The sequence below is a fragment of the Methyloversatilis discipulorum genome (assembly GCF_000385375.1).
GTDB classification, from domain to species: Bacteria; Pseudomonadota; Gammaproteobacteria; order Burkholderiales; family Rhodocyclaceae; genus Methyloversatilis; species Methyloversatilis discipulorum_A.
In genome coordinates this window covers 4,030,219-4,053,488 of the sequence record NZ_ARVV01000001.1, presented here as the reverse complement: position 1 = coordinate 4,053,488, position 23,270 = coordinate 4,030,219, and the positions used below count along the sequence as shown (strand labels likewise).

At 67.7% G+C, this 23,270-nt stretch carries 21 protein-coding genes; 11 read left to right on the top strand and 10 right to left on the bottom strand.

The annotated features are described in order from the left end of the window. Positions 1–474: a GNAT family N-acetyltransferase gene (locus METRZ18153_RS20715; protein ID WP_081629114.1), complete on the top strand. Its 474-nt coding sequence runs from the start codon at positions 1–3 to the stop codon at positions 472–474. On the opposite strand, the gene METRZ18153_RS0118835 is transcribed toward METRZ18153_RS20715, so the two are convergent. The 3 genes from METRZ18153_RS0118835 to METRZ18153_RS0118825 form a co-directional block, all read right to left on the bottom strand. Further along, positions 456–2,288 carry a putative nucleotidyltransferase substrate binding domain-containing protein gene (locus METRZ18153_RS0118835; RefSeq protein ID WP_020166201.1) on the bottom strand — a complete coding sequence of 611 codons (1,833 nt, stop codon included), beginning with the start codon at positions 2,286–2,288 and terminating at the stop codon, positions 456–458. The two genes, METRZ18153_RS20715 and METRZ18153_RS0118835, sit on opposite strands and share 19 nt — an antisense overlap. A 102-nt stretch (positions 2,289–2,390) precedes the next feature. Then, a complete protein-coding gene (locus METRZ18153_RS0118830) occupies positions 2,391–3,374 on the bottom strand; it encodes a TerC family protein (RefSeq protein ID WP_020166200.1) in 984 nt (327 codons plus the stop codon). Between the two features lie 289 nt (positions 3,375–3,663). After that, complete coding sequence (locus METRZ18153_RS0118825; protein ID WP_029143880.1) at positions 3,664–4,437, bottom strand: MOSC domain-containing protein; 774 nt, start codon at positions 4,435–4,437, stop codon at positions 3,664–3,666. 154 nt (positions 4,438–4,591) lie between these two features. Here METRZ18153_RS0118825 and METRZ18153_RS0118820 point away from each other — a divergent pair, with 154 nt between their 5' ends. The 4 genes from METRZ18153_RS0118820 (at position 4,592) to METRZ18153_RS0118805 (ending at position 6,267) form a co-directional block, all read left to right on the top strand. Beyond that, entirely contained in the window at positions 4,592–5,026 is a 435-nt protein-coding gene (locus tag METRZ18153_RS0118820) for a YciI family protein (protein ID WP_020166198.1), read from the top strand. A gap of 67 nt (positions 5,027–5,093) precedes the next feature. After that, positions 5,094–5,417 (top strand): ArsR/SmtB family transcription factor, encoded by a 324-nt coding sequence (locus METRZ18153_RS0118815; protein WP_020166197.1) that lies wholly within the window; start codon positions 5,094–5,096, stop codon positions 5,415–5,417. Beyond that, entirely contained in the window at positions 5,414–5,848 is a 435-nt protein-coding gene (locus METRZ18153_RS0118810; protein ID WP_020166196.1) for a YeeE/YedE family protein, read from the top strand. The genes METRZ18153_RS0118815 and METRZ18153_RS0118810 overlap by 4 nt, the downstream gene beginning before the upstream one ends. 2 nt (positions 5,849–5,850) lie before the next feature. After that, complete coding sequence (locus METRZ18153_RS0118805) at positions 5,851–6,267, top strand: DUF6691 family protein (protein ID WP_020166195.1); 417 nt, start codon at positions 5,851–5,853, stop codon at positions 6,265–6,267. Here the strand turns inward: METRZ18153_RS0118805 and METRZ18153_RS0118800 are convergent. The 4 genes from METRZ18153_RS0118800 to gcvT form a co-directional block, all read right to left on the bottom strand. Then, on the bottom strand, positions 6,248–7,468 hold the full coding sequence (locus METRZ18153_RS0118800; RefSeq protein ID WP_020166194.1) for an NAD(P)H-dependent flavin oxidoreductase: 1,221 nt from the start codon (positions 7,466–7,468) through the stop codon (positions 6,248–6,250). The two genes, METRZ18153_RS0118805 and METRZ18153_RS0118800, sit on opposite strands and share 20 nt — an antisense overlap. Before the next feature lie 133 nt (positions 7,469–7,601). Further along, on the bottom strand, positions 7,602–9,179 hold the full coding sequence (locus tag METRZ18153_RS0118795; RefSeq protein ID WP_020166193.1) for a choice-of-anchor I family protein: 1,578 nt from the start codon (positions 9,177–9,179) through the stop codon (positions 7,602–7,604). A gap of 172 nt (positions 9,180–9,351) precedes the next feature. After that, the gene (gene gcvP / locus METRZ18153_RS0118790) at positions 9,352–12,252 is read right to left on the bottom strand and encodes an aminomethyl-transferring glycine dehydrogenase (RefSeq protein WP_020166192.1); all 2,901 of its coding nucleotides are present in this window, start codon (positions 12,250–12,252) and stop codon (positions 9,352–9,354) included. A 129-nt stretch (positions 12,253–12,381) separates the two neighbouring features. After that, on the bottom strand, positions 12,382–13,500 hold the full coding sequence (gene gcvT / locus METRZ18153_RS0118785) for a glycine cleavage system aminomethyltransferase GcvT (protein WP_020166191.1): 1,119 nt from the start codon (positions 13,498–13,500) through the stop codon (positions 12,382–12,384). A gap of 238 nt (positions 13,501–13,738) precedes the next feature. Here gcvT and METRZ18153_RS0118780 point away from each other — a divergent pair, with 238 nt between their 5' ends. Genes METRZ18153_RS0118780 through METRZ18153_RS0118755 form a run of 6 tightly spaced genes read left to right on the top strand, consistent with a single transcriptional unit; the run spans position 13,739 to position 20,834 of the window. Beyond that, positions 13,739–14,365, top strand: coding sequence for a TetR/AcrR family transcriptional regulator (locus METRZ18153_RS0118780; protein WP_019916344.1), 627 nt, complete (start codon positions 13,739–13,741; stop codon positions 14,363–14,365). Next, positions 14,362–15,360: an efflux RND transporter periplasmic adaptor subunit gene (locus METRZ18153_RS0118775; RefSeq protein ID WP_020166190.1), complete on the top strand. Its 999-nt coding sequence runs from the start codon at positions 14,362–14,364 to the stop codon at positions 15,358–15,360. The genes METRZ18153_RS0118780 and METRZ18153_RS0118775 overlap by 4 nt, the downstream gene beginning before the upstream one ends. After that, entirely contained in the window at positions 15,357–18,476 is a 3,120-nt protein-coding gene (locus METRZ18153_RS0118770; protein WP_020166189.1) for an efflux RND transporter permease subunit, read from the top strand. The genes METRZ18153_RS0118775 and METRZ18153_RS0118770 overlap by 4 nt, the downstream gene beginning before the upstream one ends. Positions 18,477–18,523: 47 nt before the next feature. Beyond that, positions 18,524–19,177, top strand: a complete 654-nt coding sequence (locus tag METRZ18153_RS0118765) for a protein-L-isoaspartate O-methyltransferase family protein (protein WP_019916347.1) — start codon at positions 18,524–18,526, stop codon at positions 19,175–19,177. Positions 19,178–19,187: 10 nt separating this feature from the next. Further along, positions 19,188–19,511, top strand: coding sequence for a rhodanese-like domain-containing protein (locus METRZ18153_RS0118760; RefSeq protein WP_019916348.1), 324 nt, complete (start codon positions 19,188–19,190; stop codon positions 19,509–19,511). Between the two features lie 3 nt (positions 19,512–19,514). Beyond that, a complete protein-coding gene (locus METRZ18153_RS0118755) occupies positions 19,515–20,834 on the top strand; it encodes a TolC family outer membrane protein (protein WP_019916349.1) in 1,320 nt (439 codons plus the stop codon). Between the two features lie 120 nt (positions 20,835–20,954). On the opposite strand, the gene METRZ18153_RS0118750 is transcribed toward METRZ18153_RS0118755, so the two are convergent. The 3 genes from METRZ18153_RS0118750 to corA are packed head-to-tail and all read right to left on the bottom strand — an operon-like array spanning position 20,955 to position 23,254. Beyond that, on the bottom strand, positions 20,955–21,416 hold the full coding sequence (locus tag METRZ18153_RS0118750) for a VOC family protein (protein ID WP_020166188.1): 462 nt from the start codon (positions 21,414–21,416) through the stop codon (positions 20,955–20,957). Continuing rightward, the gene (lgt, locus tag METRZ18153_RS0118745) at positions 21,413–22,231 is read right to left on the bottom strand and encodes a prolipoprotein diacylglyceryl transferase (RefSeq protein WP_020166187.1); all 819 of its coding nucleotides are present in this window, start codon (positions 22,229–22,231) and stop codon (positions 21,413–21,415) included. Before lgt ends, METRZ18153_RS0118750 begins: the two co-directional genes overlap by 4 nt. A gap of 57 nt (positions 22,232–22,288) precedes the next feature. Further along, the gene (gene corA / locus METRZ18153_RS0118740; RefSeq protein ID WP_020166186.1) at positions 22,289–23,254 is read right to left on the bottom strand and encodes a magnesium/cobalt transporter CorA; all 966 of its coding nucleotides are present in this window, start codon (positions 23,252–23,254) and stop codon (positions 22,289–22,291) included. Positions 23,255–23,270: the final 16 nt, after the last annotated feature.

The following is a 23,270-nucleotide window of genomic DNA, read 5'->3' as shown; positions in this document are numbered from 1 at the left end:
GTGAACATTCAGATCGCTGAAGCCAGAGAAGAGCATCTTGCGGAAATGTTCGCTTGGCTCAGGGCGGAAGAGGAGCAGTGCGGCGAAGGCTTCTACTGTCATCGAGATGTAATCGTCTCGTCATTTCAGGCTGGAGAAGTTTACTGTGCGTTCTGTGAGGGCCAGATTGCCGGATTCGTTGTGCACAATAGAAAACCGATCGGCTCTGCAATCGATCTTCTCGAAGTCAGGCCCGAGCTGCGTGGACGCGGGCTTGGCAAGTTGCTAGCTGACGACGTCACCGAACGGTTGTTTGCGATGGGCGCAGAGTTCATCGAGGTCCAGTGCGCTCCACGTAGTTCGGAGAGGTTCTGGCGGAATCGCGGCTTTACGCCGGTCACAAATGAACGTTGTTCGCAGTGGGACGCGCCGCGGCTGATCCTTTGCCGCCCGGCGGACCGAACCTCGTGTAACGCTCAAAATCGCCCCGCCTGATAGCGCTGTCCCAGCACGTTCTGCAGCGACTGCACGACGCTGAAGGCGTCCTTGAGCTGGCTGCGTTCGAAATTCGACAGTTCGTCCGGGCGCAGGAAGTTGTCGGCGTTCAGGCCGGCGGCGAGTTGGCGGGCCTGATGCTGGATGCGCAGCGTGGCGATGAATTCCAGCGCGTCGCGCAGGTCACGCGCGGCCTGTTCGCTGATTTCGCCGCTGGCGGCGGCGACGGCCAGCCGATCGTGCGTGTTGACCGCGTCGTGGCCGCCGGCCAGCGCATAGACGCGCGCCAGATCGACCACTGGCACGATGCCGTTGTGCTTGAGGTCCAGCGTGCCCTTGTTGTCGCCGCTGCGTATCGTCGACAGGCTGCGGAACAGCCCCAGCGGCGGCGTGTGACTCAGCGCATTGCCCACCATGTACGCGAGGAAGATGCGGTTGTCGCGCGTGTGTGCGAGCACGTCGCGGCGCAGTTCGTCGAGCAGCGTGGTCTTGCCGTAGATGGCGCGCAGGTCGAAGAACACACAGGTGAGCATGAGCGCCTTCGGCTCCGGCTGGTCCACCCATTTGCGGAAGTACTGCATCCAGCGCGCCTTGGGCTGCCGCCACTGGTCGGTCATCGCCATCATTTCGCCGGGGCAGTGGATGTAGCCGCAGGCGTCCAGGCCGTCGCACACCCAGGTGGCGAAGGCCTTGAAATAGTCGCCGTGCATGGCGGCGTCGTAGCTGTCGTCGATCACCAGGCAGTTGTCCTGGTCCGACTTGGCCGTCTGTTCGCTGCGTGCCTGCGAGCCGGCGGCCACCCATACGTAGTCCACCGGCGCCGGACCGAACTTCGCTTCGGCCAGCTGCACCAGCCGGCAGGTGATGGCGTCGGTCACCGCGGTGATGATGTGGCCGGTGCTGTAGGCGGTGGCGCCGGCGGCGGCCAGGTTCTGCTGCAGCTGGCGCACGCGTGAGGCGGCGGCGGCCAGGCCCTCGACCGTGGTCTGCTTGTAGATGTCGCCGGCCAGATAGACGGCCGAGGTGCTGTGCTGTTCGGTCAGGTCGGTGGCGGTGATCATGCCGGCGACGCGATCGCCGTCCATCACCGGCACGTGGTGGATGTTGTGGCGAGCCATCAGCAGCAGCGCGTCGAAGGCGGGCTTGCGCACGTCCATCGTCATCGGTGCGACGGTGGCGATGTCGATCACCGGCCGCTCGATGTCCAGCCCCTGGGCGACGGCGCGGTTGCGCAGGTCGCGGTCGGTCACCAGGCCGTACAGATGGCCGGCTTCGTCGACGATGAGCACCGACGACACGCGCTGCTCGCGCATCAGCTGAGCCGCCGCGCGTATGGTGGTGCCAGGCGCCAGCGTGATCGGTGCCCGCTTGACCAGCGCCCGTACCGGCGTCGTCATCAGGTTCAGGTGCGGGTCGGTGCTGCGCGCATTCACAGCGGCGCCGCCTGGCAAGATGAAGGCGCGTAGCGCCGGGTGGGCGGCGCAGGCGGCGTCGATGTCGGCGGCTGCAAAGCGGGCGACCGTGGCACCGCGGTCGGCGCGCGCCGTCCACGGCTCCGGTACGCGGGCGGCGGTGCCGTAACCGAACAGCTCGCCCGGCGCGAGCGCGACGCGCCCGCCGTGGTCGGCGTCGATCAGGTCGATGTGGCCTTCGAGCAGCAGGTAGAGCGCGTCGGCATCGACCGCCGCGTCGCCGTCGAGCGCGATCACGCGGGCGCTGGCGGCGAGTGCGTCGCGGGCGCTGTCGTCCAGCAAGGCAAGGGCGCGCTGCGTCGACAGCGCGTTGCGCAGGCGTGCGTCAGGGGAATCGGTCATCGCGTTCGGAGCTCCGCAGGCAGGGCAGATAACGCAAGCATGCCTGCAATCGTCGTCGCCGCATTGATCGCACGCAAGCCCCGGGGATGCCGGGGCCCGCCGTCAGCGTCCCGCCGGCCGCGCATCCTGTGCGCGCGCGGAGCGCTTCAGCGACAGCAGCACCGAGCCGCCGATGATGACCGCCACCACGCCGAGCGACAGCAGGACCGGGATCTTCACCAGGTCGATCAGCAGCATCTTCGTGCCGACGAACACCAGCACCAGCGCCAGGCCGTACTTCAGCAGCGAGAACCGGTCGGCCATGTCGGCCAGCAGGAAGTACATCGAGCGCAGGCCGAGGATGGCGAACACATTGGACGTGAGCACGATGAAAGGGTCGGTGGTGATGGCGAATATCGCCGGAATCGAGTCCACCGCGAAGATGAGGTCGGTCAGCTCGACCAGCACCAGCACGAGGAACAGCGGCGTGACGTAGCGCACCAGGCGGCCGCCGTCCTCCTTCATGACGAAGAAGCGCTCGCCGTGCAGCTGGTCGGTCACCTTCATGTGACCGCGTATCCAGCGGATCACCGGATTCCGCTCCAGATCCGGCGAGTGTTCGGCCATGAACCACATCTTCACGCCGGTGACCAGCAGGAAGGCACCGAACACATAGAGCAGCCAGTGGAACTGGTTGATCAGCCACACCCCGGCGAAGATCATGCCGGTACGCATGACGATCGCGCCGAGTACACCGTACACCAGCACGCGCTTCTGCAGCTCCAGCGGGATGTGGAAGAAGCTGAACAGCATCAGCCATACGAACACGTTGTCGATGGCCAGGGATTTTTCGATCAGGTAGCCGGTGATGTACTCCAGCGCCTTCTCGTCCGCTACTTCGCGTCCTGCGGTGCCGGTGAGGTAGGCCCACAGCAGGGCCGCGAAGGTCATCGATACGATGACCCAGATGCCCGACCAGACGGCCGCTTCCTTCACGCTCACGCGATGCCGCTTGCCGCCGCCGACCACGAAGAGGTCGATCGCCAGCATGACCAGGACGATGCCGAAAAAGCCCGCCCACATCCACCAGGTGCCGATTGTTTCCATGAAAAGGGAGTTCCTGTGTCGTTTCGCCCTGCGCCGCGGGTGCGACGCGCCATCCACGCGCTGGCGCGGACGGTCCGGCGAAACGGAACGACCTTTGCCATCGCGGCAAAGGTCTTGCTCGCGGACGATCGCATCGCGCGAACGTCCGCCCGGCGTGCCGGGCCCGCCTCGCAGTCGGGCGGACCGTAATGACGACACGGCGGATGGAGCTACTCCCCTTTGGGATGGGTGGATGGTAGGCGGCGGGACGGTCCGGCGGCTGTCGGCAGAGTCCTACGCGCCGGACCGGCTAGAGCACCTCCACCTCTGCGCCAGGACCTATCGTTCCGCCTGCCAGCACCTCCAGATAGATGCCGAGGTCGCGATGTCCGTAGCGCTCCATCATGGTCGCCGGAATGGTCATGTCGCGCACCGCGGTGAGCGGATTCACGCCGGTGGCGGCGCAGCGCGGGGTGCGCATGACGGCCTTCAGGCGCACGCTGCCGATGGTCAGCTCGCGATCCAGCCAGCTGGCCTCGGCCCACGGCTCCGCGCCGTCGATGTAGAGGTTTGCGCGAAAGCGGATGGGGTCGATGTCCACGCCCCATTCCTCGCCGATGCGGCGCACCGTGGCGAGGTTGATCAGCGACACCGCATTCATCATGCCGTGCGACAGCACGCTCACGTCGGTGAAGCGGAAGCCCTCGCCGGCGACGAGTGTGGGCGGGCCTTCGAAGCGGGCGCCGAGGTGGCGGGCGACGAAATCGGCAAAGCGGGCGCAGGCGGCGCTGTCGTCGAGGTCGACCTGCAGCGAGCGACCGTCCGGCGTGCGCACGGTGAGGCGACGCGCGTCGTCGTCGAGATGGGTGGTCAGCGCGGCCAGTGCCGGGTGGTCCATCAGTGCGATGAAGTCGGTCTTCGGACGTGGCTGGTAGCTGCCGGCATCGAAGTCCCAGCTGCCGTTGGTGAGTGCGTACAGGCGGTCCAGCGGCATGCCTTCGCCAGCGCGCAGCTCGACGCGGGCGAGCGGTTCTGCGGAAAGGCCCTTTACGGGGTAACGGTAGAGCTGACGGAGCGTGATCATGGTGGCGCCCGGGGAAGTGAGGAATGAGCGGATGCTCGGCGCGCGGGCCGACACCGGCAATAAGTCGTTCACCGGATGCACCGGCGTTGTCGATTCCTGCGCGTCTGCTTCGTCGTCCGCACACACCCCTCACTCACTTGAAGGAGAGACCGACATGCGATTCATGGTGCTGATCAAGGCCGACGCGAACAGCGAGGCGGGCGTGATGCCGGACGAGGCGCTGCTGACCGAGATGGGGCGCTTCAACGAGGAACTGGTAAAGGCCGGCGTCATGCTGGGCGGTGAAGGGCTGCACCCGAGTTCGCGCGGGGCGCGCGTGCGCTTCTCGGGAGCGGCAAGAACCGTCATCGATGGCCCCTTCGCGGAGACCAAGGAGCTGATCGCCGGCTTCTGGATCTGGCGGTGCGCATCGCTGCAGGAGGCCATCGCCTGGGTGAAGCGCTGTCCCAACCCGATGCCGGGCGAGTCGGAAATCGAGATCCGGCAGATTTTCGAAGCCGACGACTTCGGCGACGCGATGACGCCCGAACTGCGCGCGCAGGAGGACCGGCTGCGCGAGCAGATCGAGCGCAACCTGCCCGGCGGCTGAGTACCGACGCAGGACCGAGCCCGACACTCTATTGAAAAACAATATATCAACAGATATATTGTTAGCCATGGATACACCAACGCTCGACGATCTGCGCAGCTCCGCTTCGCGCGCCTGCGCGCTGCTGCGCGTGCTGGCGCACGAAGACCGGCTGGTGCTGCTGTGCCGGCTGGCCGAACGCGAACACACGGTGGGCGAGCTGGAGCAGGCGCTGGGCATCGTTCAGCCGACGCTGTCGCAGCAGCTCGGTGTGCTGCGGCGCGAAGGTCTGGTCGATACGCGGCGCGACGGCAAGTACATCCACTACCGCATCGCCAGCGACGACGCGCTGGCGCTCATGCAGACGCTGCACGCGCGCTTCTGCGCCCACCCTGATGGAGACACACGATGAACATCGCCTGGGACGCCTTCACGCCGTGGAGTTCACTGGCCGGCGGCGTGCTGATCGGCCTGTCGGCCGCATTGCTGATACTGGGCAGCGGGCGGGTGGCCGGCATCAGCGGCATCGTCGGCGGTCTGCTCAAGCCGGGTGGCCTGGACACGACCTGGCGTCTGGCCTTCCTCGGCGGATTGCTGTCCGCGCCCCTGCTGTGGCGGCTGTTTGCCGCGCTGCCAGAGGCGCAGCCGGTGACCGGCGGCGGCATGCTGGTCGTCGCCGGACTGCTGGTCGGCATCGGCACGCGCTACGGCTCGGGCTGCACCAGCGGCCACGGCGTGTGCGGCCTGTCGCGCCTGTCGCCGCGCTCGCTGGTGGCCACGCTGGCCTTCATGGGCGCCGGTTTCGCCACCGTCTACGTCGTCCGTCACCTGCTGGGAGCCTGAACATGCAAGCGCTGATCGCACTCGTCGCCGGGCTGTTGTTCGGCATCGGCCTGCTGCTGTCCGGCATGGCCAACCCGACCAAGGTGATCGGCTTTCTGGATCTGGCCGGCAGCTGGGATCCGTCGCTGGCGCTGGTCATGGCCGGGGCCATCGGCGCCGCATTGCCCGCCTTCACGATGGCCAGAAAGCGCAGCACCGCCTGGGCGGGTTGCGCGCTGGCGCTGCCCAGCGCCACGCAGATCGACGCGCCGCTGGTGCTGGGCAGCCTGACCTTCGGTGTCGGCTGGGGGCTTGCAGGCTACTGTCCGGGCCCGGCGCTGGTGTCGCTGGGTACGGGTTCGGCGCCGGCCGTGGTGTTCGTGCTGGCAATGATCGCCGGCATGGCGATCCACGCCTGGCTTACGCGGCCACGGGCGTGAGCAGGTAGTCGAACAACGCGCGCACGCTGCGGATCTGGTTGCCGAAGGGCAGGGCGCCGCGGCCGCGGAAGAAGAGGCCGGTCTTCAGGTCACCCTTCAGCGCGGCGGCCAGCTGGTGATCGATGCAGAACTGGCCCCAGCCGATCAGGCCGTCGCGCAGCCCGCACTGGGCGAGGCAGTCGAAACTCTTGGCGCAGCGCGACTTGGCGTGCGCCACCGCCTGCGTTCGGTCGATCAGCGACAGGTATTTCTGCAGCCAGGGCGTGCGGACCGCGCGCGCCGGCAGACCGGCCACGCTGGTGAATTCGACCAGATCCTCGTCGCGCGCCTCGGCCAGCACGTGCTTGAAGGCGTCGTCGGCGTCACATTCCTCGGTCACCGCGAACGAAGTGCCGAACTGCACCGCCGAGGCGCCGAGCGCCTGCATGCGGCGGATGTCTTCGTGCGTGCGCAGGCCACCTGCGACGATGACCGGCACCTGCCCGTCGAGGCCGGCCTTGTGCAGCACTTCCAGCGTTTCCGGCACCACGCGTTCGAAATCGAAGCGCGGGTCGCTGGTGTCTTCGACCTTGGCCGCGCCGAGGTGGCCGGCCGCCCAGCCCGGATGTTCGAGCACCACGGCGTCAGGCGCGCGTTGCTTGCGTTCCCACTTGCGCACGATGAGCTGCACGCCGCGCGCGTCGGACAGGATGGGGATGAGCGCCGCCTTCGGGTGTTCGCGCGCCAGCTCGGGCAGATCCAGCGGCAGACCGGCGCCGACGACGATGGCGTCAATGCCGGCCTGCAGCGCGGTCTTCACGTGTTCGGCGTAGGCGCTGACGGCACGCATCACATTCACCGCCAGCATGCCGCGACCGCCAGAAATTTCCTTCGCCGCCGCGATCTCACGTTGCAGGGCTTCGACGTTGGCGGCGTTGATCTGCTGTTTGGCCTCGTCGCCGCGCAGGCCGCGTGTGCGTTCCATCAGGTCCGGGTGATGACGGCGCAGGTCCACCGACGAAATGGTGCCGACACCCCCCTGCTGTGCCACGGTGCCGGCCAGCCGGTGTGCCGACACGCCGACACCCATGCCGCCCTGCACGATGGGCAGCAGCGTGCGTCCGCCCAGTTTCAGCGGCTGCAGGCCGCTGCGCGCGAACTGCTCGGCATGCGGACTGACCGCCGACGTGACGGCGGAAACTTCGGAAGGGGAAAGCATCATGGTGTACGGACCGGCGGAGTGTGGGCGACACCATAGCTGGCCGTACCGGGTGCCGGCTTGAGCAAGGTCAAGCCGGTCACCCGATCACGGCGCTCGCGTCGCGGCCGAGGCTGCGACACGGGGCGCCGGGCGATCAGCGCATGCGACGCTTCGCGGCCAGGCCGATCATGCCGAGGCCGGCCAGCAGCATGGCGTAGGTTTCCGGTTCCGGTACGGCGCTGATCGAGAACATCGAGGTCGTGCCGGACACTTCGTTGGCCACTGCGAGGAAGAGCTTGCCGTCGTACTCGAAGGCGCTCAGGCCCTCCGGCGACAGCGAGTCGGCGTCGACGATGAAGTCGAGGAAGGTGGCGGCGGTCGGATCGGTCACGTCGTAGATCGCGATCACGCTCTGCAGCGAACGTTCGAAGCCGATGAAGGCCAGCGTGCGGTCGCCCACTTCGAGCAGCGTCACGCCTTCCGGCTCGACGCCCTTGTTGTCGCTGCGACCGTCGTCGATCAGCCCCGGGAACTGCGCCAGCAACAGCGCTTCGAGCTGGTTGCCGCTGTCGAACACCATGTTGCCGTTCTCGTCCAGGATGGAGAAGGAGCGGCCGCCGAAGGTGTGGATTTCGTCGTAGTCGCCATCGCCGTCGAGGTCGCCGCCGGAGGTCGTCACCGTCAGGCGGCCCAGGTTGGCATTCTTCTTCAGGTCGGCCGCGTTCGGGAACACGGTCGGATCGAGCACGTAGCTGCCGGAGCCGACGCGGATCTCCTCGTTGAAGGCGCCGGGGATCGCGTCGTCGAGGTTGCGCGAGTCGCCTTCGTTGGCGGTGACGTAGTAGGTCTTGCCGCCGCTGCTGTAGGCGGCGATGGCATCCGGCATGTACATGCCCTTGACCGGCACAGTGCGGTAATTGCCGGTCAGCGCCGTATTGCCCGGGCCGTCGCGGTCCGAGGTGTCGATCGCGTTCTGCGGCAGGCTGAAGTCCTTCAGGCCGAGCGACTTCACGCTGGTGATCGAGTTCGTCGTCAGATCGATCATCGCCACCGCGTTCGCTTCCTGCAGCGTCACCATGGCGCTCTTGCCGTCCTTCGCCACCGCGATGTACTCGGGTTCCCAGTCGAGCGAGGGCTTGCTGCCCGGCGTGACGATGCGGCCGATGCCGCTGCTGCCGTCGTAGGCGCTGAAGCCCAGCGTGGTGACCGCATCGCGCGTGGTGTCGATGATGCTGATCGAGCCGCGTGCCTCCTGCGTGGTGGAGGCGGTCAGCGCCAGCGGTTCGCCTTCGTTGGCGGTCATGATGCGACCGTCGGGCGTGAAGGTGACCATGTCCGGCAGGGCGCCGACCGAGTAGCTGTTGAGCATGCTGCGGCTGGTCGTGTCGAAGGTGAGCACGGTGCCGGCGGCGGTCTTGACCGGTGCCGCGATGGCGAAGGCGGCCACGCCGTTACGGACGGCGACGCTGTTCAGCTCACCCCAGGCGGTGGTGTCGATGTGCTGCACGAAGCTGCCGGTCGCTGCGCTCAGGATGTCGATGCCCTTCAGGCCCGCCACCCACAGTTCGTTGTTGAGGCTGTCGAAGGCGACGATTTCCGAGGTCTGCCCGGCGACGCTGGTGGCGGCGCCGTGGGTGAAGGTCCACAGCTTTTCCCAGCTGACGGCATCGGCTGCCTGGGCGACCGGAACGAACAGCGCGGCGATGGCCGCGGCGGTGATTTTTCTGACCATGACGAACTCCTGTTGTTGTTGGGCGAAACGCGTCTTGCGGACGCGCAATCACAGCAACAGGATGTTTCGACAAGGTTACGCCGCGATGACATGACACAGTTTTGCAATCGGGCGCCGCCCTGCAGGCAGGGTGGCACCCGATCGACTGCCCCGTCGCGGACGCAGCCTGCGCCTACTGGTACTCCGACAGCGGCGGGCAGGTGCACACCAGATTGCGATCACCGGCAACGTTATCGACACGCGCGACCGGCGGCCAGTACTTGTCGCGGTCCACCGATTCGCTCGGGAAGAAGGCGGCGCGCCGGCTGTAGGGGCGCGTCCACTCGTCGGCGATCAGCAGTTCGTGCGTATGCGGCGCGTGCTTCAGCAGATTGTTCTCGCGGTCGGCGCGGCCCGCCTCGATGTCGGCGATCTCGGCGCGGATGGCAATCATCGCGTCACAGAAGCGATCGATCTCGGCGCGGTTCTCGCTCTCGGTCGGTTCTATCATCAGCGTGCCCGGCACCGGGAAGGACACGGTCGGTGCGTGGAAGCCGTAATCCATCAGCCGCTTGGCCACGTCTTCGACCGTCACGCCGCTCGCGTCCTTCAGCGGTCGCAGATCGACGATGCACTCGTGCGCGACGCGGCCGTGCTTGCCGGTATAGAGCACCGGGTAGTGCGGCGCCAGCTTCTGCGCGATGTAGTTGGCATTCAGTATCGCCACCTGGGTCGCGCGCTTCAGGCCGGCTGCGCCCATCAGCGCGATATAGGCCCACACGATGGGCAGGATGCTGGCCGAGCCCCAGGGCGCGGCGGACACGGCACCGATGGTGCCGGCCGGTCCGGCCACCGGATTCACGCCCTGCACCACCGGATGGTCCGGCAGGAAGGGGGCGAGGTGAGGCGCCACGCCGATCGGGCCCATGCCCGGACCGCCGCCGCCGTGCGGGATGCAGAAGGTCTTGTGCAGGTTCAGGTGGCATACGTCGAAGCCGATGTCGCCCGGACGCACCAGGCCCACCATCGCGTTCATGTTGGCGCCATCCATGTAGACCTGGCCGCCGTGCGCGTGGATCAGTGCGCAGATGTCGCGCACGCCTTCCTCGAACACGCCGTGCGTGGACGGGTAGGTCATCATCAGCGCGGCCAGTCGGTCGGCATGCTGTTCCGCCTTGGCCTTCAGGTCGGCGAAGTCGACATTGCCCAGCGCGTCGCAGGCGACGACGACCACTTCCATGCCGGCCAGCACCGCGCTCGCCGGATTGGTGCCGTGCGCGGAGGCCGGAATCAGGCAGACGTTGCGGTGACCTTCGCCACGCGTCTGGTGGTATTTGCGGATCACCAGCAGACCGGCGTACTCGCCCTGAGAGCCGGCGTTCGGCTGGAAGGACATCGCAGCGAAGCCGGTGATTTCGCACAGCCGCTCTTCCAGCTCCTCGAACAGCTGCTGATAGCCCTGTGCCTGTTCCAGCGGCACGAAGGGGTGGAGCGCTGCGAACAGCCGGTAGGTGACCGGCGTCATTTCGGTGGTCGAATTGAGCTTCATCGTGCACGAGCCGAGCGGAATCATCGCCCGGTCGAGCGCGATGTCGCGCGTGGCCAGCCGGCGCATGTAGCGCATCATTTCGGTTTCCGAGTGATAGCGCTGGAAAACCGGGTGCGTCAGGATGGCCGACTCGCGGCGCAGCTCCGCCGGGATGCAGTCGGCGACGCGGCCGTCCATCTCGGCGAGGTCGAGCACGCTGTCGGCGCGCGTCGCGAAGCAGGCCAGCAGGCGCTTCAGTTCGCTGCGGCGCGAGGTTTCGTCGAAGGCGGCCGACAGGTGGTCGGCGTCGATCACGTGCAGGTTGAAACCGGCTTCGCGCGCGCGGGCGGCGATGCGGCGGGCGATGCCCGGCACGCGCACCTGCACGGTGTCGAAGAAGCGCTCATGCACGACGTCGAAGCCCAGTTCGCGCAGGCCCTGCGCGAACAGCACGGCCATCCGGTGCGTGCGTTCGGCAATCGTGCGCAGACCGTTCGGGCCGTGATAGACCGCGTAGAACGACGCGATCACCGCCAGCAGCACCTGCGCCGTGCAGATATTGCTGTTCGCCTTTTCGCGGCGGATGTGCTGTTCGCGCGTCTGCAGCGCCATGCGCAGTGCCGGCCGGCCGTTGGCGTCGGTCGATACGCCGATGATGCGGCCCGGCATCTGCCGCTTGTGCTCGTCGCGGCAGGCGAAGAAGGCGGCGTGCGGGCCGCCGTAGCCCATCGGCACACCGAAGCGCTGAGCGCTGCCGAATACGATGTCGGCGCCGCCGTCACCCATGGCGCCGGGCTCCTTCAGCAGCACCAGCGCCAGCGGGTCGGCCGCCACCGCCGACAGCGCACCAGCGGCGCGCGCCGCCGCGATCACCGGCGAGGGGTCGCGCAGCCGGCCGCTGGAGCCGGGATAGCTCAGCAGCACGCCGAAATACTCGCCGTCGATGCCGGCCCACGGATCGCACTCGACGACCTCGATGCCCAGCGGCGCGGCGCGCGTGCGCACCACCGCCAGCGTCTGCGGATGGGTGTCGGCATCGACGATGAAACGCGGCGTCTTCACCTTCGAAATGCGGTGCGCCATCGTCATCGCCTCGGCGGCGGCGGTGGCTTCGTCGAGCAGCGAGGCGTTGGCCACCGGCAGGCCGGTCAGGTCGATCACCATCTGCTGGAAATTCAGCAGCGCTTCGAGACGTCCCTGCGAAATCTCGGCCTGGTAGGGCGTGTAGGCGGTGTACCAGCCCGGGTTTTCCAGCACGTTGCGCTTGATGACATTGGGCGTGATGGTGTCGTAATAGCCCATGCCGATCAGGCTGGTGTGCAGTTCGTTGCGCGCGAACATGCGGCGCAGCGCGTCGTCGACCACGCGTTCCGAACGCGGCGCCGGCAGGTTCAGCGGCGCGTCGAGCTGGATGTCGGCGGGTATGGTCTGGGCGATCAGTTCGTCCAGGCTGGCGACGTCGAGCGCAGCCAGCATGACGGCGAGGTCGCGTTCGTCGGGGCCGATGTGACGGCGGATGAAGTCGCCGCGGTCTTCCAGCGCTTCGAGGGAGGGACGCTTGTCCATGGTTCAACAGTCCTTTCCGGGCCGCTTCTGGCGGTCCTTTGGTGAAGGTACCGGTCTCGCGTCATGTCGACGTCTGACCGGAGTCGAGGTTCAGCAGAAAAAAGAAGCGTCGCTGTGTGCGGTCGGGCGTCAGCGCCTGTAGCGGTTCGGTACGAAGGGCATGGTGGCGGGTGCGGCCGGCACCTTCTGCCCGCGCGATTCGATGAACAGCGGCGTGCCAGCCAGCTTGGCGGCGCGCTCGATATAGGCCATCGCGATCGGCCGGCCCAGCGTCGGGCTGTGATTGCCGCTGCTGATGACGCCGATCTGGCGGCCGTCGGCATCGACCACCGCAGCGCCTGCGCGCTGCGGCGCGCGGCCTTCCGGCAGCAGGCCGACGCGCACCCGCGCCGGCGGCGCGGCGAATTCGCCGAGGATGACCGCCGCCCCCGGGAAACCGCCGGCGCGTACGCCACCGGCCCGCCGCGCCGGCGCGACCGCCCAGCCTATGGCCGCCGACACCGGCGTCGTCGTCGCGTCGATGTCGTTGCCGTACAGGCACATGCCGGCTTCCAGCCGCAGCGTGTCGCGCGCGCCGAGACCGATCCAGCGCACGTGCGGATGTTCGAGCAGGCGTTCGGCGAAGGCGGGACCGGTTTCGGCCGGCAGCGAAATCTCGAAACCGTCCTCGCCGGTATAGCCGCTGCGGCTGACCCGCGCGCCGTCGTTGAATTCGCGCACGTCGAGGAAGCGCATGCCGGTCAGGTCGCCGTAGGGCTGCAGCACCGCTTCGGCGTCCGGGCCCTGTAGCGCGAGCAGCACACGGTCGTCACGCAGGCGCCAGCTGCAGTCGTTGCCCGGCGGGTGGGCATCGAACTGGGCGAGCACGTCGGCCAGGCGCGAGGCGTTGCAGACCACGTGGAAGGTGTCGCCCATGCGCTGGATCATCAGATCGTCGATCAGCCCGCCGGCGGTGTTCGGCAGCAGCGAGTAGGTCTGACGGCCGTCCGGCAGCGCGACCAGGTCGGCGGTGGTGAGCGATTCCAGCCAGGCGCAGGCGCCGGGGCCGCTGACTTCGATCTGCCCCATGTGGGACACGTCGAACAGGCCTGCGTGGGCGCGCGTATGGAGGTGTTCCTGCAGGATGCCCGGGGCGTACTGGATGGGCATGTCCCAGCCGGCGAAGGCGACCATCTTCGCGCCCGCGGCCAGGTGCAGCGGATGAAACGGGGTGCGGCGCAGGGCCGCGGTGTTCGGGGTGTCCATCATTGGATCCTTTCCTGCCATGCGGTCGGAGGGTGACCGGCGCATGGCGCGTGTCCGGCCCGCCGGGTGGGCGGGCAAGGGCGCGCATGATGCCATGCAACAACAGCGGTCGACGCGTCGACGACACCGATGTTGCGCCTTGACGACGGAAAGTTATTAACTGAACATCTGGTCATTAAAAACTGCATGTCCTGTCTGCCGTGACAGTGAGCCTTTCCGCCCCTGACAGGATGACCGCACGATGAACGCTCCGGTTCGCCGCGGGCGCCCCGCGCTGGTCGATCCGGCCGCGCTGATCCGCTGCGCGCTCGATCTTTTCGTCGAGCACGGCTACGCCGCCACCCGGCTGGAGGACGTGGCGCACGCGGCCGGCGTGTCCAAGGGCACGCTCTACCTCTATTTCGATTCCAAGCAGGCGCTGTTTGCCGCCGTCGTGCGCGAAGGTCTGGTGCCGGCGCTGGCCGAAGGCGAGACGCTGGTGGCCGGCTGGACTGGCAGCGGTCCCGATCTGATGCGCCAGCTGCTGGCCGGCTGGTGGCAGCTGATCGGCGAGACGCCGCTCGGCGGCCTGCCCAAGCTGATGATCGCCGAGGCGCGCAATTTTCCCGACATCGCCGAGCTCTACCACCGCGAAGTGATGCAGCGCGGCTGCGCGCTGGTCGCGCGGGCGATCGACTACGGTCACGCGCGCGGCGAATTCCGCTCGCCCGGCGACGCGCGCACCGTCGATGCGGTGATGGCGCCGCTGCTGCTTTACGTGCTGATGAAACATTCCTTCGGTTCGATTGCCGACGCCTGTCGTGGCGGCTCCGAAGCCGACGACATCCGTTTCCGCATCGAATTCTCCATTCAGGCCCTGCTCCCATGATCAAGCTGTTCGCGTTCTGCTTCGCCGCGCTGCTGCCGGTCCTGCCGGCATCGGCGCAGACGCCGCCCGCCGTCGGCTTCAAGCCGCTGTCCGAAATCGCCATCTATCCGCAGCGCGATGCACCGGCGCAGGCGGTGGCGCTCAACCGCACCCAGCTCGCCGCCGAACTGAGTGCGCGCGTCGCGTCCACGCACGCCGAACCGGGCGAGCACGTGAAGAAGGGGCAGGTGCTGGTTCGCCTCGATGCGCGCGACTATCAGCTCGCGCTGGAGCGTGCGCAGGCGCAGCTCGCCGCGGCGCAGGCGCGGCTGGCGCAGGCCGACGCGCAGCTGCGTCGCACGCGTGCCCTGCGTGACCAGAACTTCGTTTCGCCGGAGGCGCTGACGCAGCGCGAGACCGAAGTCGAGGTGGTCCGCGCCGATGTCGCCGTCGCCGCCAACGCCGTCGATCTGGCGCGGCGCAATGTCGACAAGTGCGTGCTGCGCGCACCCTATGATGCAGTGGTGCGCACGCGCGAGGCTTCGGCCGGCTCGCTGGCCGGCGTCGGTACGCTGCTGATGACGCTGGACGACGCACGCAAGGTGGAGGTGTCGGCGCGCGTGGCGCCGCGCGATCTCGACGCGCTGCGCGCCGCCCGCGAACTCGCCTTCGTGTCGCCGGCCGGCCGCCAGCCGCTGCGCATCGCCCGCGTCTCGCCGGCGATTGACGACGCCACCCGTACGCACGAGGTGCGCGCCGTGTTCACCGGAGAGCGTGCGCCCTCGGGCGCCGAGGGGCGGCTGGTGTGGCAGGACCCGGCGCCGCACGTGCCGGGCGAACTGCTGGTGCGCCGCGGTCCTGCGCTCGGCGTGTTCGTCGTACGCGAAGGCAGCGCCCGCTTCATGCCACTGGACGGCGCGCAGGAGGGCCGCCCGGCGCGTACCGACCTGCCGGCCGACACGCGCATCGCGGTCGACGGCCGCAACAGCCTGGTCGACGGACAGTCGCTGAAATGAAGCACCGCATGCAGTTCTATTCGCGCTTCATCAGCAATCATCCGCTGGCCAACATCACCTTCATTGTGGTGTTGCTGCTCGGCCTGATGGCCTATCTCGGCCTGCCGCGCGAACAGGACCCGGAAATCAACTTCAACTGGGTGCAGATCACCGTCGCGCTGCCCGGTGCTTCGCCCGAGGACGTCGAGAAGCGGGTGCTGCAGCCGCTCGAGGACGCGATCCAGAACGTATCCGACATCCGTTTCATCTCGTCGGCCGCACGCGACGGTCTGGCCGGCATCCTGGTGCGCTTCGACGAAGTGCCGGTCAGCACCTTCGACAAGCGCGTAAACGACCTGCGGCGCGAAATCCAGAACAAGGCACGGGCCGAGCTGCCGGTCGAGGCGAAGGAAGCGCAGATCATCGAAATCACCAGTTCGAACGGCTTTCCGACCGCGCAGATCCTGCTCACCGGCCGCGCCGACGACGAGGTGCTGCGCGCGCTCGGACGGGAAATGAAGACCGACCTCGAGCGCATGAAGGGCGTCGATCGCGTGTTCTCGCTCGGCCTGCACGACCCCGAACTGCGCGTCGAATACTCGGCGCAGGCGGCACAGGCGCGCGGTCTGCTTCCGACCGACATCGCCGACGGCGTCGGCGCCTGGTTCCGCGACGTGTTCGCCGGCCGGCAGCGCGCTGGCGAGCAGGAGTGGCTGGTGCGCGTGGTCGGCCAGGACGCCGATCCCGGCTGGCTGGCCGACGTCGGCGTCGCATCACTGACCCGCCCGGGCAGCATGGTGAAGCTGGACGAGGTGGCGACCGTGGTGCGCGCCCGCGCGCGGCCGACGCAGCAGGTGTCATCCGACGGCCAGCCCGGCGTGCTGTTCTCGCTGGCCAAGAAGCCGGGCGTGAACACGCTGGCGCTGATCGAGCGCGTCAATGAATACGTCGAGCGCAAGAACGCGGTGCTGGCGGCGCAGGGGCTCAAGCTCGAACTGATGGACGACCAGACGGTGCCGACGCGCGAGGCGATTGCCATCATGGAATCGAATGCGCTGGTCGGTCTGATCATGGTCATCCTGCTGTGCTGGGTCTTCCTCGGCTCGCGTATCGCACTGCTGGTCGGCCTCGGCATTCCGTTCTCGCTGGCCGGCACTTTCGCCATCCTGCAGGCGACCGGCTTCACGCTGAACATATCGGTACTGCTGGGCGTGGTGATCGCGCTCGGCATGCTGGTCGACGATGCGGTGGTCATCGTCGAGGCCATCTACTACCGGCTGCAGCGCGGCGCCGCCACGCTCGATGCCGTGGTCGGCGGCGTGCAGGAGGTGTGGGCACCGGTGCTGGCCTCGGTGGCGACGACGATGGCCGCCTTCCTGCCGCTGATGCTGCTGCCAGGCATCGTCGGCAAGTTCATGTTCGTCATCCCCTTCGTCGTCACGCTGGCGCTGGCGATCAGCCTGATCGAGGCTTACTGGATGCTGCCCGCCCACGTGCTGTCGATGGGCAGTAAGGCCGAGCGGCCGTCGCGGCTGCAGGCCACGCGCACCCGCTTCACCCGCGTGCTGCGCCATCGCTACGCCAAGGTGCTGGCGTTCGCGGTACGCCACTGGATCGTGCTGTGCGTAATCGTGCTGTCGCTGGTCGCCGGCGCGGTCGGCGCGATGGCGACCGGTCTGGTGCGCGTGCAGTTCTTCGCCTTCGACCCGATGCGCATCTTCTACGTGAACATCGACATGCCGGCCGGCAGTCCGCTGTCGGCGACGCTGGCGCGGGTGCAGCAGATCGAGGGCGAGGTACGCCGCCATCTGCAGGACGGCGAGGCGCGGCGCGTGGCGGCGCTGGCCGGCGCCAAGTTCACCGACGCCGAGGCGCTGTTCGGCGACGCCTACGGCCAGGTGGTCGTGGCGCTGCTGCCGCGTGCGGACGAGGGGCGCGAGGTCGGTGCCATCGTCGACGGCATGCGCGCAGCAGTCGTCGGGCTGCCCGGCGCCGGCACGATCAGCTTCACCCAGCTGTCCGGCGGGCCGCCGGTGCAGAAGCCGGTCAAGGTGCGGGTGCGCGGCGACGATCTGGTCGAACTGCGCGCTGCCAGCGCCGAGGTCAAACGCATCCTCGGCGCCATTGACGGCACGCGCGACATCGTCGACGACGATATTCCGGGCCGGCCGCAGCTGGCGCTGCAGCTCGACCGCGACGCGCTGCGCGACGCCGGTCTGACCGCCGATCAGGTGGCGCGCGCGGTGCGCTTGCAGGTGGAGGGCGAGATTGTCGCCATCACGCGCGATCAGGGTGCCAAGCTCGAAGTGCGTGTCGCCGCGGCCGGTCACCCGGATGACGACGTGATGCGTGTGCTCGACGCGCCGATCGCGCTGCCCGGCGGTGCAGCCACCACCTTGCGCGCGCTGGTCACCGCCGACACCACGCGTGGGCCGGGCGTGATCAAGCACTACAACCTGCGCCGCACGATCACGGTGGAGGCCGACCTCGACAAGGACAAGCTGAACGCGCTGCAGGTGACCGACGTGCTGAAGGCGGCGTGGGAAGAGGCGCGCACGCGTTTCCCGCGCACCGACCTCGACTTCTCCGGCGAACTGGAAGACGTCGAGGAAAGCCTGCAGGCGATGAAGGTGCTGTTCCTGCTCGGCGTCGGACTGATCTACCTGATTCTCGCGGCGCAGTTCCGCAGCTACTGGCAGCCGCTGATGATTCTGGTCACCGTGCCGCTTGCCTTTACCGGCGTCGCCTTCGGCCTGCTGGTCAGCGGTTCGCCGCTGTCGCTGTACACGCTGTACGGCGTAATCGCGCTGACCGGCATCGTCGTCAATTCGGCCATCGTGCTGATCGACGCCGCCAACGAGCGACTGGCCGCCGGCATGAGCGTGCTGCACGCAGCGATCTACGCCGCCCGCCGCCGCGTCGTGCCCATCATCATCACCACCAGCACCACCGTCGGCGGACTGTTCTCGCTGGCCGCCGGCATCGGCGGCTATTCGCTGCTGTGGGGGCCGGTGGCCGGCGCCATCGTCTGGGGGCTCGGTGTCGCCACCGTGCTCACGCTGTTCGTGATGCCCGCCCTCTACATCGCCTGCATGCGCCCGCGCACTGCACGCACACGACTTCGCTCAAGTTTCTGACGCACTGCATCACGGTACAATCGCCGCTTCTTTCAGGGGACCGAAAAATGGATATCGAACAGGCGCGCTTCAATATGGTGGAACAGCAGATCCGGCCGTGGGACGTGCTGGACCAGGACATCCTCGACCTGCTGTTTGTCGTCAAGCGCGAAACCTTCGTCCCGGCGCCGCTGCGCCAGCTCGCTTTCGCCGACACGGCGATCCCGCTCGGCCACGGCGCCGCAATGCTGGAGCCGAAGATCGAGGCGCGCGTGCTGCAGGAACTGAAGCTGAAGAGCACCGATACCGTGCTCGAAATCGGTACCGGCTCCGGTTACATGGCGGCCCTGCTGGGCGCCCGCGCCAGCCAGGTGACGACGGTCGAGATCGAACCGGCGCTGGCCGAGATGGCTCGCCAGAATCTGGTCGCTGCCGGCGCGCTGAACGTGCGTGTCGAAGTCGGCGATGCCGCCCAGGGCTGGGCCACGCACGCGCCCTACGACGTGATCGTGGTGTCCGGCGGCCTGCCGGTGCTGCCGCAGGAGCTGGTCGCCCAGCTGCGTCCGGGCGGTCGCCTGATCGCCTTCATCGGCGAAGAACCGCTGATGAACTGCGTGCTGGTGAAGCTGAACGCCGACGGCACGCAGTCGCAGGAAGTGCTGTTCGAAACGGTGGTGCCGACGCTGCGCAACGCGCGCGGCGCGCAGCGTTTCGTGTTCTGAGGCGGGCGCGATGCAGCAACTGAGCGTGACCGACCTCGCCGCCTGGCTGGCCGACGAAAGCCGTCCGAAACCGCAACTGCTGGACGTGCGCGAGAAGCATGAGTGGGCCATCTGCCGCATCGAGGGCAGCCAGCTGATGCCGATGAACACGGTGCCGGCGCAGCTGCAGGAACTCGATCCGGAGCGACCTTTGGTGTGCGTCTGTCACCACGGCGGCCGTTCGATGCAGGTCGCCATCTTCCTCGAACGCAATGGCTTCTCGAATGTATTCAACCTCAGCGGCGGCGTGGACGCCTGGGCGCTGCAGGTCGACAACACGATGGCACGGTACTGAGCGATGCGCCTTTCGCGGACGGCTGCACTGATCGCCGGCCTGCTGGCATCGACCGGCACGCTGGCGGCTGAAGACCTGTTGGCCGTTGCGCGAGCGGCGCTGGCCAACGATGCCCAGTTCCAGTCGGCGCGTGCGCAGCGCGAGGCGACTTCGGAAAAGCTGCCGCAGGCGCGCGCCGGACTGCTGCCCAGCCTGACGCTGAACGGTACGACGCAGTGGAACGACGTCGAAATCAGCAAGCCGGTTGATCGCAGCACGCAGTACAACTCGCACAACTTCGGCTTCCAGCTGACCCAGCCGCTGTTCCGCTGGGCCAACTGGGTGCAGTTCGAACAGGGCAAGCTGCAGGTCGCCGCGGCCGACGCGCAGCTCGCGCAGGCGCGGCAGGACACGCTGCTGCGTGCGGCGCAGGCCTATTTCGACCTGCTGTACGCGCAGGACGTGCTCACCTCCATCGTCGCGCAGAAGACAGCCGCCTCCGAGCAGCTCGAACTGGCGCGCAAGAGCTTCGAGGTGGGCACCGTCACCATCACCGACGTGCACGAGGCGCAGTCGCGCTTCGACCTGGCCACTGCGCAGGAAATCGCCGCGCGCAGCGACATCGAGGTGAAGCGGCACGCGCTGGCGGTGATCACCGGCCGCGCACCCGAGGCGCTGCGCGGTCTGCGCAGCGAAGTCGCGTTCACGCTGCCGGAGCCGGCGCGCATGGAGGAGTGGGTCGATCGCGCGCAGACCGAGAGCCTGACGGTGCTGGCGCAGCTGGCGAACCAGGAAATCGCCAACCGCGAAATCGAGCGTCAGCGCGCTGGCCACTACCCGACGGTCGATCTGGTCGCGACCTACGGTCAGAACAAGACGGTCATCACTTTCGCCGGTGCGCCGCTGAACAACGAGAGCACGACCGGTACCGTCGGCGTGCAGGTGTCGGTACCGCTGTTCCAGGGCCTGGGGCAGGAATCGCGCGTGCGCGAATCGGCCCACCTGCTCGACCGCGCCCGCGCCGAAGTCGATTTCGCCCGCCGCAACGCTGCGCAGCAAGCGCGGCAGGCCTGGCTGGGCGTGGCCAACGGCATCGCCCAGACCGCTGCGCTGCGCGCCGCGCAGGTGTCGTCACAGTCCTCGCTCGATGCCAACAAGCTCGGCTACGAGGTCGGCGTGCGCATCAACATCGACGTGCTCAACGCGCAGCAGCAGCTCTACGTCACCCGCCGTGACCTCGCCAAGGCGCGCTATGACACGCTGCTCGCCCAGCTGCGCCTGAAGGCGGCGGCCGGCCAGCTGGCAGAGCCGGAAATCGAGGCGGTCAACGCGCTGCTGGAATAAGGGGCGGCGCTGCAGAGCCGCCGCGACGTCCGTGGGAGCGAGCTTGCTCGCGATGCGGCCCGTGCATCGCCGCGACGCTCTCCCGTTCCAGACGACTCGTCGATGTACCCGGGCCCCGAATCAACCCAGCGCCGCAATCACCTCCGGCGGCGCCTGTACCAGCTCGATCAGCACACCTTCGCCGCACAGCGGGAAATCCTCGTTGCCCTTGGGGTGGATGAACACGATGTCGTGCCCGGCCGCGCCGCGGCGGATGCCGCCCGGCGTGAAGCGCATGCCCTGGGCGGTGAGCCATTCGACCGCAGTCGGCAGGTCGTCCACCCACAGGCCGATGTGGTTCAGCGGCGGCTCGTCGACGCGCGGCTTCTTCGCGGGATCGAGCGGCTGCATCAGATCGACCTCGACCCGGTGCGGGCCGCTGCCCAGCACCGCGATGTCCTCGACCACGTTCTCGCGCTCCGACGTGAAGTCGCCTTCGAGGCCGAGGCCGAACAGCTCAACCCACAGGCGGCGCAGCTTCATGCGGTCGGGGCCGCCGATGGCGATCTGCTGCAGGCCGAGGATGCGGAAGGGACGGCTCATGTGTTCACTCCTGTGTTGCGTCGGTAGGACCAGATCATCATCGCGATACCGGCGAGGATCATCGGCATGCTCAGCCACTGGCCCATCGACAGCCCGCCGGCCAGCAGGCCGAGGAAATCGTCCGGCTCGCGGCCGAATTCGGCGAGGAAGCGGAAGCCGCCATAGCCGATCAGGAACATCGCGCTGACCGCCGCCATCGGGCGCGGCCGGCGCGAGAACCACCACAGCAGCACGAACAGCCCCAGCCCCTCGCCGGCGAACTGGTAGAGCTGCGACGGGTGGCGCGGCAGCATGTCCACGGTCGGGAAGATCATCGCCCACGGCACGTCGGTGACGCGGCCCACCAGTTCGGCATTAAGGAAGTTGCCGATGCGCCCGGCCGCCAGACCCAGCGGCACCAGCGGCGCGATGAAGTCGGTGAGCTGGAAGAAGCGCCAGTCGGCGCGCCGCGCGAACAGCGCGACGGCCACCAGCACGCCGAGAAAGCCGCCGTGAAAGCTCATGCCGCCCGACCAGATGGCCGGGATTTCGGTCCAGTGTTCGAGGTAGTAGGCCGGCTTGTAGAAGAGCACATAGCCCAGCCGCCCGCCCAGCACCACGCCCAGCACGCCGTAGAACAGCAGGTCGTCGATCTGCTTCGCATCCAGCGATGGCGCACCGGCGGCCGCCAGCCGCTTCGCATGTACGCGGCCGAGCAGCATGAAGGCGACGAAGGCGACCAGATACATCAGCCCGTACCAGCGCACGGCCAGCGGGCCGATCTCGAAGGCGATCGGGGAAATGGTGGGGTGGATCAGGTAGTCGTGGAGGGGCACGGGAGAGGAGTGGTGGGTACGCAGTCCGACAGTTTAGCTTTGCCGTCGGCCGGCGAACTACTTGAGCCAGCCCTTGCGCCGGAAGTACCAGAACGGCAGCGCTACGCTCAGCGCCATCAGACCGAGCGAGAACGGGTAGCCCCAGCGCCAGCCCAGTTCGGGCATGTGGGCGAAGTTCATGCCGTAGACGCTGGCGATCAGCGTCGGCGGCAGCATGGCGACCGATGCGACCGAGAAGATCTTCACCACCTTGCTCTGGTTCAGGTTGATGAAGCCGATGATGGCGTCCATCAGGAAGTTGATCTTGTCGAAAATGAAGGCGGTATGGCCGTCCAGCGATTCGATGTCGCGCAGGATCTGCTTCACCTTGTCGGTCTGTGCCTTGCCCAGCCGGTGCTCGCGCATCAGCCAGGACAGCGCGCGACGCGTGTCCATCAGATTGCGCCGGATGGTGCCGTTCAGGTCCTCGTTGCGGGCGATGCGGGTGATGCTGTCGGCCGCTGCGTCGTCCGAACCGCGCTGTTCGCCGAGCACGCTGGCGCTGACCGATTCCAGTTCGGTGTAGATGTGTTCCAGCGCGTCGGCGGACTGTTCGACGTCCAGCGCGAACAGTTCGATCAGGATGTCGGTCGGCTGCGCAAGCTTGCCGGGCTGAGCGCGGTTGCGCATGCGCAGCAGGCGCATGATGGGCAGTTCGTCGTCGTGCAGGCTGATCAGTATGTGCGGGCCGATCACGAAGCGCAGCGCCTCGGTCACGTACTCGTGACCGCGCCCGATCAGGAAATCGGCGCGCAGGTTCAGATTGCCCTGTGCATCGACGAATACCCGCGCGCTGGCCTCGATGTCGGCATCGTCATCGGGCGCTTCGACGTCGATGCGGAAGCGCTGGCGCAGCCAGGCCTTCTCGTCGCCATCGAGATCGAGCGCGTCGATCCAGGCGATGTCCTGATCGGGCACCGTGTCGTGGTGTTCTTCGGCCGTGCGGGTCAGTCGGCCGTCCTGCAGCGTGTAGACGTGAATCATTGGCAGATGTACGGAC